The sequence below is a fragment of the Schaalia naturae genome (assembly GCF_042665795.1).
Classification (GTDB): domain Bacteria; phylum Actinomycetota; class Actinomycetes; order Actinomycetales; family Actinomycetaceae; genus Pauljensenia; species Pauljensenia naturae.
This window is the reverse complement of the sequence record NZ_JBHTEF010000001.1, coordinates 2,148,563-2,161,047: the sequence shown is the minus strand read 5'-3', so window position 1 is coordinate 2,161,047 and position 12,485 is coordinate 2,148,563. Positions and strand designations below refer to the sequence as shown.

Here is a 12,485-nt window from a genome sequence, read left to right as displayed (position 1 = left end):
CGGCGGGGACCCCGGACCGTCCGGTCGCGGTCCCCGCCCACGCGCTCAGAGGTCCTTGACGATCTCCTCCACCGACGCCTTCGCGTCGCCGAAGAGCATCTGGGTGTTCTCCCGGAAGAACAGCGGGTTCTGCACGCCTGCGTAGCCCGTGGCCATCGAGCGCTTGAACACGATGACGTTCTGCGCCTCCCAGACCTTGAGGACGGGCATCCCGGCGATCGGGGAGTCTGGCTCATCGGTGGCGGCCGGGTTGACCGTGTCGTTGGCGCCGATGACCAGGACGACGTCGACCTCCGGGAAGTCGTCGTTGACCTCGTCCATCTCCAGGACGATGTTGTAGGGCACCTTGGCCTCGGCCAGCAGGACGTTCATGTGGCCGGGCAGGCGCCCCGCCACGGGGTGGATACCGAAGGTGACGTCCACGCCCATGTCCCGAAGCTTCGCGGTCAGGTCCGCGACCGGGTACTGGGCCTGGGCGACGGCCATCCCGTACCCGGGGGTGATGACGACGCGGTGGGCGTCCTTGAGCATCGACGCCACCGACGCGGCGTCCGTCTCGCGGTACTCGCCCTGCTCCTCGGCGGCCGCGCCCTTCTTCGGCGACGTCGAGGCGCCTGAGCCGAACCCGCCCAGGATGACGGAGACGAACTTCCGGTTCATGGCCTTCGACATGATGTAGGACAGGTAGGCGCCCGAGGAGCCGACCAGCGCGCCCGTGATGATGAGCAGGTCGTTGTTGAGCATGAACCCGGCGAACGCCGCCGCCCAGCCGGACAGCGAGTTCAGCATCGAGACGACGACGGGCATGTCGCCGCCCCCGATGGCCCCCACCAGGTGGAGCCCGACCAGCAGGGCGATGACGGTCATGGCGACCAGGGCGATCCACGCCGCCCCCGAGTGCTCCGGGGCGTTGATGAACCACACCATGAGGCCCAGCGAGGCCAGCACCGCCACCAGGTTGATGAGGTTGCGGTGGGGGAGCAGCAGCGGACGGCCCGAGATCTTGCCGGCGAGCTTGAGGAAGGCGATGATCGACCCGGTGAAGGTGACGGCGCCGATGAAGACGCCCAGGAAGACCTCTCCCAGGTGGAACCCGCCGAGGGCCTGCGCGTCGGCCGCGGGCGCCAGGAACGAGTTGTAGCCGACCAGCACGGCGGCCAGTCCGACGAAGCTGTGCAGCATGGCGATCAGCTGCGGCATGCCCGTCATCTCGACCGTGCGGGCCAGCCTGGTGCCGATGGTCGCGCCGATGAGCATGGCCAGGGCGATGAGCAGGGCGGTCACCCACACGCCCCGGCCCGGGTCGCTGGTCAGCGCCAGCGTGATCGTGGCGACCAGAGCGATGGCCATGCCGACGATGCCGAAGGTGTTGCCGCGTTGGGCCGTCTCATGCTGGGAGAGGCCCGACAGCGCCAGGATGAACAGGATCGCGGCCACCAGGTAGGCCAGCACCGTGAAGCGGTCGACGAAGGTGGCGGCGGCGCCCGCGAGGGCGGCCGCGGGCGCCGGGATTCCGGGCGCGGCGGAGAACAGTGCCGTCATGGTTCAGTCCCTCCTGAACATGGCGAGCATGCGGTGCGTGACCAGGAAGCCGCCGAAGATGTTGATGGATGCGATCACGATGGCGACGAAGCTGAGAATGCCCACCGCCAGGTTCGAGGAGCCGACCTGCAGGATCGCCCCGACCAGGATGATGCCCGAGATGGCGTTCGTCACCGACATCAGCGGCGTGTGCAGGCTGTGCGTGACGTTCGTGATGACGTAGAACCCGACGACGACGGCCAGCATCAGCACGATGTAGTGGCCGGCCGCCGCCGTGGGCGTCACCAGCACCAGCGCGGCCAGCAGGACGGCCGCGATGATCGTCGCGATCGTCGCATTGCGCCTGCGCCGGGCCGCCGCCTGGGCGTCGGCCGCCGCCTTCGCGGCCTTCTCCGCGGGGGTGGGCTGGTTGAGGGACGAGGGCGGCGTCGCCGGCTGGGCGGAGACCGAGACCTTGGGCGGGGGCCAGAGGATCTCCCCGCCGGACGTCACGGCGATGCCGCGGACGATCTGGTCCTCCAGGTCCAGCGTCAGTCGACCGTCCTTGGCGGGCGTCATGAGCTTGAGCAGGTTGACGATGTTCTGCCCGTACAGCTGGGAGGACTGGGAGGGCAGGCGCCCGGCGAGGTCCGTGTACCCGATGATGATGACGCCGCCGGGGGTCGTGTGGACCTCGCCGGGGCGGGTCATCGTCGTGTTGCCGCCGTTCGCGGCCGCCATGTCGACGATCACCGATCCGGGGGCCATCGCGTTGACGGCGGCGTCGTCCAGCAGGATCGGGGATGTTCGGCCCGGCACGTTGGCCGTCGTGATGACGATGTCGGACTTGGCGGCCTGGAAGGCGTAGAGCCTGTTCGCGGCGGCCGCCTGGTCGGCGTTCATCTCCTTGGCGTATCCGTCGGTCGACCTCTCCTGGGCGACGGGGATCGGGAGGAACTCCGCGCCCATGGACTCCACCTGCTCGGCGACCTCGGGGCGCACATCGGTGGCGCACACCTGCGCGCCCATCGAGTGGGCGGTCCCGATGGCGGCCAGGCCGGCGACGCCCGCGCCGATGACATAGACGTCGGCGGGCGGGACCTTGCCGGCGGCGGTGATCTGGCCGGTGAAGGGACGTCCGAAGGCGAACGCGGCCTCGACCACGGCCCGGTAGCCCGCGAGGTTCGACTGCGAGGAGAGCACGTCCATCGCCTGCGCGCGCGAGATCCTCGGCACGGTGTCCAGAGCCAGGGCGGTGACACCGGCGTCCCTCAGGCGCTCCACCAGCTCCGGGTCGCGGGCCGGGGCGAGCCGGGCGATGAGCGTGGCACCGGGGTGCATGAGGGCCAGACGCTCGGGACCGGGGGCGTCCAGCGTCAGAACGATGTCCGCGTCCCACACCTCCTCGGCGCCGGCGAGCACTGCTCCGGCGGCCACGTACTGACTGTCTGGGTAGCGGGCCTGCGCTCCGGCTCCCGTCTCCACGGACACCTCATAGCCGAGTTTGATCAGCTTGGCGACGGTGTCGGGTGTGGAAGCGACGAGCGGCTGGTCCGCGCCCTCGGCGGGCACTCCAATACGCACGTGGACTCCTTCGTTGGACTCAAGACGAGCATCGCGTGGCGCGACGCGCCACTGCTCCAGATTAGGCGGTCCCGCGGTCCTGTTCGAATCGGGTCCGTCTGTGGTCCCTTCGTCCCGGGAGCACCGCGCGAGTAGGTCCTTCGCGAGGGTCTTTCGCCCCTTGCCCCCGACCGGGCCTGGAGCGGCGGGAGAGGGGCCGCGGAGAGGCTCGGCGGCCTCGCCGGACCCCGGGCCGCAGCGGCCCGGGGCACGCGGCGGCGCCGCCTCCGCCAGGAGGGGAATGGGGGAATGAGACCTTCCCGCAGGGCGGGCAACACCGATACCGTGGGGACATGGACATCATCGACGACGGCGACGACCCGGAGACCCGCCAGGACTACGACACGATCGAGGCTGACGTGATCATTCACGCCGATCTGGAGGACGTGTGGTCGTTGGTGTCGGAACCGGGGTGGTGGATCAACGACGGCCCGCTGGGCGATCACGAGACCGACCGCGGCGACGACGGCCTGTTCCGCGTCACCGACCCGCAGGCGGGCACCTGGCTGGTCGCGCGCGAGGACGAGGACCCGATGGACGTCGTCTCCTACCGCTGGTACCCGCTGGCCGGCGACGACTTCCCCGAGGAGCGCACGACGCGCGTCGAGTTCTCCCTGTCGGAGGAGGACGGCGGCATCGCCCTGCACGTCGAGGAGTCCGGCCTGTCGGGCGTCTCCGACGATCCCGAGGAGGCGCGCCAGGCCTGGGAGGACAGCGCCGGCATGTGGCCGGACGAGCTGCTCGCCGCCAGGGACCACCTCGAGTCCAGGTGACGGGCAGCCGGCCGCGCCTCCACCCCCGCGGGGTACGGTGATCGGGCGCCGCTCCCCGGCGTGCCCCGTCGCCGACGAGGGCGTCCCCTCACCCTGAAGATCGCCGAATGTCACCAGCCCGCCCCGCAGACGTGGCCACGCCGAGTTCGACCGATGACTCCGGGCGCGCCCTGCGCCGCAACCTGCAGAACCGCCACATCCAGCTGATCGCCATCGGGGGCGCCATCGGGACCGGGCTGTTCATGGGGTCGGGCAAGACGATCGCGCTGGCCGGGCCGTCCGTGCTGCTCGTCTACGCCCTCACCGGCTCCGTGCTGTTCCTCTTCATGAGGGCGATGGGCGAGCTGCTGCTGTCGGATCGCCGGTATGCGACCTTCGCCGACATCGCGCGCGACATCCTGGGCCCCTGGGCCGGGTTCGTCACGGGATGGACCTACTGGCTGTGCTGGGTGGTCACGGGCGTGGCCGACATGGTCGCGATCACCGGGTACGTGCGCTACTGGTGGCCGGCGACCCCGGCCTGGATCCCGATCCTCGTCGTGGTCGTGCTGCTGTTCTCCCTCAACGCGCTGACGGTCCGGGCATTCGGCGAGACGGAGTTCTGGTTCGCCCTCGTCAAGATCGTGGCCATCGTCGCGCTCATCGCGGTCGGCCTGGCCCTGGTGGCGATCGGGTTCGCCGACGGCGCCGGCGAGAGGGCCGCGGTGTCGAACCTGTGGAGCCATGGGGGCTTCTTCCCGACGGGCCTCAGCGGATTCCTCGGCGGGTTCCAGATCGCGGTCTTCGCCTTCGTCGGCATCGAACTGGTGGGGACCACGGTCGCCGAGACCGAGGACCCGGCCCGCACGCTCCCCAAGGCCGTCAACTCGGTGCCCGTGCGCGTCATGCTCTTCTACGTCGGCGCGCTCGCGGTCATCATGATGGTCACGCCCTGGGACGAGGTCGATCCCGGCACGTCGCCCTTCGTCACGATGTTCTCCCTGACGGGCCTGGGGGCGGCCGCCTCGGTCCTCAACCTGGTGGTGCTCACCTCGGCGGCCTCGTCGGCGAACTCGGGTATCTACTCGACGTCGAGGATGGTCTTCGGCCTGGCCGGGCAGGGGGACGCCTCCCGCGTCTTCCACCGTCTCAGCCCGCGCGGCGTCCCGCGCAACGCGTTGTTCCTGTCCTGCGTGCTGATGCTGAGCGCGATCGCCATCCTCGCGCAGGGCGACTCCGTCATCGACGCCTTCACCCTGGTCACCTCCATGTCGACGACGTTGTTCATGGCGGTGTGGACGATCATCACGGTGTGCTATCTGGTGTGGGTGCGCCGCCGGCCCGAACGGCACCGGGCGTCCTCGTTCCGCGCCCCCGGAGGGGCGGCCTCCGCCTGGGTGGTGCTGGCGTTCATGGCGGCCCTGTCGGTGGTCCTGTGCCTGGAGGCCACCACGCGCGCCGGGCTCATTGCGGCCGCGGTGTGGTTGTCGGCCGTCACGGTCGTCGCCGTCGTCCACCGGCACCGGATGCTGGTCCGCGCTCAGTCCGCCTGAGGGGACCGCCTATACTGGCCACCAGTGCCACGGGAACCCGGGAGACCGGGTTGAGAGGAGGGCTTGGAGCCCTCGACCGTAGAACCTGACCCGGCTCATACCGGCGGAGGAAGGCTCTTTCTCGTGCGCACCAGTGTTGCTCAGCACGTGAAAGGAACAAGCTGACATGGCTGGTACGAACACAGGCGCCGCGGGGCGTCTTCAGTGGCGGGTCGTCGACATGGTGACGGCTGCGATCCTGGGAGTCGCCTGCGGGCTGATCTTCCTCGTGTGGAACCAGGTCGGGGGCGCCGCGTACTCGGTGATCGACGCCGTGACCCCCGGCGTCGGCGGGCTGGTCGCCGGCATCTGGTATCTGGGCGCCGTGATCGGGGCGCTGGTCATCCGCAAGCCCGGCGCCGCGGTCTTCGTCGAGGTGCTCGCCGCGGTCGTCTCGATGGCGCTGGGATCCCAATGGGGGATCTCGACGGTCTACTCCGGGCTGGTCCAGGGCCTGGGCATGGAGCTGGTGGTGCTCGCCTTCGGCTACAAGAGGTTCTCCCTGCCCGTCGCCATGCTCGGCGGCGTCGGATCCGGCGTGGCCGCGTGGGTGTTCGAGGGCTTCTACGGCTCCACCCCGAACTTCGCCAAGGGCCTGGCCTTCAACCTCACCTACCTGGGATGCCAGGTCGTGACCGGCGTGGTGTTGGCCGGCCTGGTCGGCTGGCTACTGGTGCGCGGGCTCGCCCAGACCGGGGCGCTGGACCGTTTCGCCGCGGGCCGCGAGGTCCGGGCCCGGGTGTGAGCAGTCCCGCCATGGACTCCATCGAAGCCGCGCTGGCGGCGGACCGGGCCCGCGAGGCCGGGGCGGCGTCCGTCCCCGGCGCCCGCGTGCGGGTCCGCGGGTGGGGGTGGCGCCACGCGGGCCGCAAGGCGTGGGCCCTTCGCGACATCGACCTCGACATCGCGCCGGGTGAGCGCGTCCTCCTCCTCGGGACCTCCGGCGCGGGCAAGTCGACGCTGCTCGGCGGCCTCGCAGGGGTGCTCGGGGGAGAGGACGAGGGCGACTCCGCTGGATCCCTGGCGGTGGACGGTCGGGCCCCGGAGGAGCTGCGGGGCCGGGTCGGCCTCATGATGCAGGATCCCGAGGCGCAGGTCGTCCTGGCCCGCGCGGGCGATGACGTCGCCTTCGGGTGCGAGAACCTCGGCGTGCCCCGCGAGGAGATCTGGACGCGCGTGCGCGACGCCCTGGACGAGGTCGGGCTCGGCGGCCTGTCCCTCGACCACCCGACGTCCAGGCTCTCGGGCGGGCAGAAGCAGCGTCTCGCGCTGGCCTCCATCCTCGCGATGCGCCCCGGGCTGCTGCTCCTGGACGAGCCCACCGCGAACCTCGATCCCGAGGGGGTCGGCGAGGTCGTCGAGGCGACGCGCCGCGTCCTTGAACGCACAGGGGCGACCCTGATCGTCGTTGAGCACCGGGTGGACGTCTGGGCGGGCCTGGTGGATCGGGCGGTCGTCGTCATGGAGGGGGCGGTGCGGGCGGATGGCCCCCTCGAGGACGTTCTGCGCGACGAGGGAGGCGCCCTGCGCGACGCTGGGATCTGGCTGCCCGGCGACGACCGCGCCGTGGTCGAGGAGGCCCGCCGGCGCTGGGCGGCCGCCTCCGCCTGCTCCGCGCCCCCGCCCGCGCGGGGCGCGGAGCAGGCGGCCCGGCCCTCCCCGGCCCCGGCGATGCGCGTGCGGGACCTCGCCATCGGCTACCGAGAGGACCGGCCCGTGCGTTCCGGCATCGACCTGGACATCCCGCGGGGAGCCTCCACGTGCGTGATCGGTCCGAACGGCGTGGGGAAGTCCGCTCTGGCGCTGACCGTCGCGGGCCTGCTGCCCCAGCTGGCGGGGACCGTGGACGCCGCGGAGGACCTGGCGCCGCTCAGGTCGTCGCGCCGCCCGCACCGGACCCGGACGAGGACGGCGCCGGACGCCGCCAGGACGGATCCCCACACCTGGTCCTCGCGCGAGCTGCCGGGAAGGATCTCCCTGGTCTTCCAGGAGCCGGAGTACCAGTTCGTCGAACGGACGGTGCGCGAGGAGCTGGAGGTGGGCCCCCGGCTGGCCGGCGTCGGGGGCGCCGAGCTGGACGGGCTCGTGGAGCGGACGCTGCGGCGCCTGAGGCTGGACCAGGTCGCGCTGGCGAACCCGATGACGCTGTCCGGCGGGGAGAAACGCCGCCTGTCCGTGGCGACCGCCCTCATCAGCGCGCCTCGGGTCGTCCTCCTGGACGAGCCGACCTTCGGGCAGGACCGGTCGACCTGGCTGGAACTCGTCGGCATCCTCCAGGAGGCAGTCGAGGCGGGGACGACCCTCGTCTCGGTCACCCATGACCGGGCGTTCATCGAGGTCATGGGGGACCGCGTGATCGACCTGTCCGAGGTCGGCCGGCCCGCGGGGCATCGCCGCGAAGCGGAACCGGCCTCGCAGACCGGCCTCGTCCCGGACGGTCGGCCGCCCCGGCCGGTGTCGGCGCCTCCGGCCCGGAACGATCCGGAGGAGCGCGCCGCGCCGCGCATCGGCTGGCGCGATGTGCTGGCGGGGCGCGGGCTGCGCGCCGTCAACCCCGTCACGCAGGTGCTCGCGCTCGTCGTGATGACGACGCCGCTGATGGCCTCCGTCGACGTGCTGAGCGCGGGGATCGCGCTGGCGCTCGAGGTGCTGCTCGTGCCCCTGGCGGGGATCGAGGCGCGACGGGTCCTCACCCGGATCGTCCCCCTGCTGGCCGCGGCGCCCCTGGCGGCCTTGTCGATGCTGCTCTACGCGAAACCCGGCGGAGACGTCTACTGGTCGTGGGGCCCGGCGGCGGTCTCGCAGAACTCGGTCGAGCTGGCCGGAGCGGTCCTGCTGCGGGTGCTGGCCCTGGGGCTGCCCGCCATCGTGCTGCTGTCGCGCATCGACCCCACCGACATGGCCGACGGCCTGGGGCAGGTGCTGCACCTGCCGGCGCGCCCCGTGCTGGCCTCCTTGGCGGGCGTGCGGATGACCGGGTTGATGGTCACCGACTGGCGGGCGCTGGAGCGGGCGCGCCGCATGCGCGGCATCGGGGACGGCAGCCGGGTCGCGGCCTTCTTCCGGGGGGCCTTCGCGCTGCTCGTGTTCGCGCTGCGCCGCTCGGCGAAGCTGTCGCTGACGATGGAGGCCCGCGGTTTCGGCGCCCCCGGCCCCCGCTCCTGGGCCAGGCCCTCGCGCGTCGGAGGGGCGGACGCCGCCATGATGGCGGTCGCCGTGGCGGTGCCCGTGGCGGCGATCGGCGCCGCCGTGTGGTTCGGCGTCCTGCGGCCGGCGGGAACGTGAAGGCGGGCGCGAGCGGTCCCGGCGCCGGGCCCGCCCCTCGGCGCGCGCGGATCCGCGATCTCGCGACGGCGGTCGGCGGCCGTACGGGGACGCGGCGAGCGCACGCCGTGTGGCGCGCCCCCGTGGTCGTCGTCGACGGGCGGTCCGGGTCGGGGAAGACGCAGCTCGCGCGGCGCCTCGCCCGCATGCTCCGTGCCGGAGGGCTGACCGGCATCCAGATCGCCCGCCTGGACGACTGGTATCCCGGGTGGGACGGGCTGAGCGCGGGGACCGCCCGGACGGAGAGGCTGCTCCTGCGGGAGCCGGCCTATCCCGAGTGGGACTGGACGGCGGGCCGGGTGCGCCGGTGGGTGCGCCTGGACCCCGCGCGCCCGCTGATCGTCGAGGGAGCGGGGGCGTTGACCGCGCGCACGCGGTCAGTCGCCGACGTGGCGGTGTGGGTGGATGTCGGCCCGGGGCCGTTGGACGGAGAGGGGAGCCCCGTCTCCGCGATGGAGCGCAAGCGGCGAGCCCTGCTCCGCGACGGCGAGGCCTACCGCCCATGGTGGGACATGTGGGCCGCGCAGGAGCTTCGGCACATCTCGCGCCATCGCCCGCGGGCGCTCGCAGACCTCGAGGTGCTGGACTGAGTCCGGTTCGCCGTCCGCCGGTTCCCGGTGCGGGCCGTGGGGCGCTGCCGGGTCCCCCGGACGGGGCGCGGCTAGTCTGGCGATCATGAGGATCGCGATCGCGGGTGCGTCGGGGCTGCTCGGGTCGGCTCTGGCGCGGGCTCTCGCCGCCGGTGACGGCGAGAACCACACGGTGCTGCGCCTCGTCCGCCGACCTGCGCGCACGTCCGGCGAGCGCCGCTGGGATCCGGCGGCCGGGCGGATCGACGGGCCGGGAGCGGGCCTGGACGACGTCGACGCGGTCGTCGTGTTGTCCGGCGCGGGCATCGGCGACCGCCTGTGGACCCGCCGGTACCGCCGGGAGATCCTGGTCAGCCGCGTGGAGCCGGTGAGGACGATCGCCGCGGCCATGGCCCGGGGCGAGGCGGCCGGCCGGGACCGCGTCCTGCTCGTCCCCTCGGCCGTCGGCGTCTACGGGGCGGATCCGGGGGACGCGGTCCTCACGGAGGCGAGCGTCCTCGGCGACGACTTCCTGGCGCGCGTGTGCCGCCTGACCGAGCGGGCCGCCGACGCGGCGCGCGAGGCCGGAGTCCGTGTGGTGGCCATGCGCACGGGCATCGTCCTGTCCGGACAGGGTGGGTATCTGGGCCGGCAGCGATGGCTGTACCGGGCGGGCCTGGGCGGGCCGATCAGCGGCGGCGCCCAGTGGCTCGCCTGGATCACCCGGGCCGACCACGTGCGTGCGATGCGTCACCTCCTGGCGCATTCGGAGCTGTCCGGCCCCGTCAACCTGGCGGCGCCGGGCGCCGTCCGCCAACGGGACTTCGCGCGGGCTTTCGCGGCGAGCATGCGCCGCCCGGGGGTCGTGCCGCTTCCCGCAGGCCTGCTCGCTCCCGTCCTGGGGCCGGACATGGTCGCCGAGGTGCTGCGCTCGGGCCAGCGGGCTGTTCCCGAGCGGCTGCTCGGCGACGGCTTCCGTTTCGACCACCCGTCCCTGCCGGAGGCGCTGCGCTGGTTGGCGACGGAGGCGTCGGGCGGCGTCGGCGGCTGAGCTAGGCTGTCCGCCCGTGGACAACCCCTTCGACGCCGTCACGTCTTCGTACAGCCGTGTGAGGCCCGGATATCCGGGCGCGGCCGTCGACGCGGTGGAGGCGGCGGCCGGCGGGGCTCCCGGCGGCCGCGTGGCCGCCGACATCGGCGCGGGCACGGGCAAGATGACCGGCGCGCTGGCGGCGCGCGGATGGCGCGTCGTCGCCGTCGAGCCCTCCGCGGCGATGCGCGCCCAGCTGCGCACCTCGATGGGCCTGCGACGGACAGCCGGCGCGGAGCCCGCGGTCTCGGTGCGCGACGCCACCGCCGAGCGCACCGGCCTGGGAGACGGCAGCGTCGACCTGGTCGTCTATGCGCAGTCGTGGCACTGGGTGGAGCCGGAGGCCGCCGGCGCGGAGGCCGCCCGCATTCTGCGTCCCGGCGGGGCGATCGCCGCAGTGTGGAACCAGATGGATGTCTCGGACCCGTGGGTCCTGCGCCTGACCCGGATCATGCGCTCGGGCGACGTTCACCGGGCGGGGGATCCGCCGGCGTTCGGCCCCGGCTTCACGAGGCCGGAGCTGCGGGTCGTGCGGTGGGCCGACACGATGACGGTCGAGGAGCTGCTGGAGCTGGGGACCACCCGATCCTCCTATCTGCGCCAGGATTCCGCAGGCCGTGCCCGCATGCAGGAGAACCTCCGGTGGTACCTCCTCGAGCACCCGGGCGTGCGGAGCCACTGGGCGGCCCGGGGCCCGGCGGGCGCGCTCATCGCCCTCCCCTACACGACGCTGGTGTGGACCGCCAGGCCGGTGCCCGCCTACTCCCAGGGGTAGACGACGCCGACCTGCGCGCGGATCGCGTCCATGATGTCCATGACCTCGACCGTGTCCCGCCACGTCATGTCCGCGGACTCGGTGAGGCCGGCCTCGAGGCAGCGGGCGACTTCGGCGGCCTCGTACTGGAAACCGCCCGGAACCGTCGCGTCCCAGTCGACGGTCGCGCCGTCATCGGGCCCGCCCTCGGGGAACGTGCGCAGACGCAGGACCCCGGGGCGGTAGAACTGCAGGGGGAGCTCCAGGGCGCCGCGCTCGAAGACGACCTCGGCGGCGGTCGCCGAGCGGCCGTCCAGATGGCACCGCGCGACGCCCATCGCGTCGCCCGCCCGAAGGATCGCCGCGTCGGCCGCGTCGATGCGCACGGGCCGGGAGGAGGCCGAACGCCCGAAGTCGCCGGGGAGCGCGCGTCCGGCGGCGGTGACGGACTCGGGCGCCCCCAGCACCTCGTGGAGGAAGGACACCGGGTAGATCCCGAGGTCCATCAGCGCGCCCCCGCCCAGTTCGGGACGCATCAGGCGCGGCACATGGCGCAGCGACTGCCCGTGATCGGCCTGCGCCGAGACCACGCGTCCCAGGCCGCCGTTCGCGATGACCTGGCGAAGGACCCGGTAGTGCGGCAGGTGCCGGCTCCACATCGCCTCCATCGCGAACAGCCGCGACTCGCGCGCCTGGTCGAGCACGGCGCGCGCCTGCGAGGCGTCCATCGTGAAGGACTTCTCCACCAGCACGGGCTTGCCGGCGCGCAGGGCCAGCAGGGCCTGACCGGCGTGCAGGGGGTGGACCGTCGCCACATAGACGGCGTCGATCCCAGGGTCCGCGACCAGCTCCTCGTAGGAGCCGTAGGCTCGTTCGACCCCCCATTCCCGGGCGAAGGCCTCCGCGCGGTCCAGTTGGCGCGCCGCCACCCCCGCGACTCGGGAGCGCGTGAAGCGCGGGACGTCGCGGGCGAAGGTCCGGGCGATCCCGCCCGCGCCGATGATGCCCCACCGCAGCGCGGGCGCCTCCATCGGGTCGGGCAGCGTCACGCCGCGTGCCAGCTCGGCGAGCTCACCGGGCAGCCCGGGCAGAGGGGCATGGGGGTCTCCTGGTCGCGTCATGCCTCGATTCTGCCATCGCGCAGGGCCCGGGGCGTCTCGACAGGCCCCGCGGCCCGCCCGCCGGTTCTCCTACAATGGAGCGCGGTCGAGGGCTGCGCGTCGCGTCGGTCCGGCCGCGCCCCATCCTCCCGTCCACCCA

General features: G+C 73.0%; 10 protein-coding genes and 1 riboswitch. Of the genes, 7 read left to right on the top strand and 3 right to left on the bottom strand.

Annotation, left to right across the window (positions count from 1 at the left end; translation table 11 throughout):
• Positions 1-45: 45 nt before the first annotated feature.
• Both pntB and ACFQWG_RS09610 read right to left on the bottom strand, forming a co-directional pair.
• Positions 46-1,542 carry a Re/Si-specific NAD(P)(+) transhydrogenase subunit beta gene (pntB, locus tag ACFQWG_RS09615; protein WP_380974777.1) on the bottom strand — a complete coding sequence of 499 codons (1,497 nt, stop codon included), beginning with the start codon at positions 1,540-1,542 and terminating at the stop codon, positions 46-48.
• A gap of 3 nt (positions 1,543-1,545) precedes the next feature.
• Positions 1,546-3,105 (bottom strand): Re/Si-specific NAD(P)(+) transhydrogenase subunit alpha, encoded by a 1,560-nt coding sequence (locus ACFQWG_RS09610; protein ID WP_380974775.1) that lies wholly within the window; start codon positions 3,103-3,105, stop codon positions 1,546-1,548.
• A 332-nt stretch (positions 3,106-3,437) separates the two neighbouring features.
• Here ACFQWG_RS09610 and ACFQWG_RS09605 point away from each other — a divergent pair, with 332 nt between their 5' ends.
• The 7 genes from ACFQWG_RS09605 to ACFQWG_RS09575 all read left to right on the top strand — a co-directional run bounded on the left by ACFQWG_RS09605 (position 3,438) and on the right by ACFQWG_RS09575 (position 11,246).
• Positions 3,438-3,917: a toxin gene (locus ACFQWG_RS09605; protein ID WP_380974773.1), complete on the top strand. Its 480-nt coding sequence runs from the start codon at positions 3,438-3,440 to the stop codon at positions 3,915-3,917.
• Between the two features lie 107 nt (positions 3,918-4,024).
• On the top strand, positions 4,025-5,449 hold the full coding sequence (locus tag ACFQWG_RS09600) for an amino acid permease (protein ID WP_380974771.1): 1,425 nt from the start codon (positions 4,025-4,027) through the stop codon (positions 5,447-5,449).
• 19 nt (positions 5,450-5,468) lie between these two features.
• Positions 5,469-5,578, top strand: a riboswitch (TPP riboswitch).
• 37 nt (positions 5,579-5,615) lie between these two features.
• Positions 5,616-6,233: an ECF transporter S component gene (locus ACFQWG_RS09595; protein ID WP_380974769.1), complete on the top strand. Its 618-nt coding sequence runs from the start codon at positions 5,616-5,618 to the stop codon at positions 6,231-6,233.
• A gap of 11 nt (positions 6,234-6,244) precedes the next feature.
• On the top strand, positions 6,245-8,773 hold the full coding sequence (locus ACFQWG_RS09590) for an ATP-binding cassette domain-containing protein (protein ID WP_380974767.1): 2,529 nt from the start codon (positions 6,245-6,247) through the stop codon (positions 8,771-8,773).
• 107 nt (positions 8,774-8,880) lie between these two features.
• Complete coding sequence (locus tag ACFQWG_RS09585; RefSeq protein WP_380974765.1) at positions 8,881-9,402, top strand: AAA family ATPase; 522 nt, start codon at positions 8,881-8,883, stop codon at positions 9,400-9,402.
• Positions 9,403-9,487: 85 nt separating this feature from the next.
• Positions 9,488-10,432: a TIGR01777 family oxidoreductase gene (locus ACFQWG_RS09580; protein WP_380974763.1), complete on the top strand. Its 945-nt coding sequence runs from the start codon at positions 9,488-9,490 to the stop codon at positions 10,430-10,432.
• Positions 10,433-10,448: 16 nt separating this feature from the next.
• Entirely contained in the window at positions 10,449-11,246 is a 798-nt protein-coding gene (locus ACFQWG_RS09575; protein ID WP_380974761.1) for a class I SAM-dependent methyltransferase, read from the top strand.
• Here the strand turns inward: ACFQWG_RS09575 and ACFQWG_RS09570 are convergent.
• Entirely contained in the window at positions 11,231-12,346 is a 1,116-nt protein-coding gene (locus ACFQWG_RS09570) for a Gfo/Idh/MocA family protein (protein WP_380974759.1), read from the bottom strand. The two genes, ACFQWG_RS09575 and ACFQWG_RS09570, sit on opposite strands and share 16 nt — an antisense overlap.
• Positions 12,347-12,485: the final 139 nt, after the last annotated feature.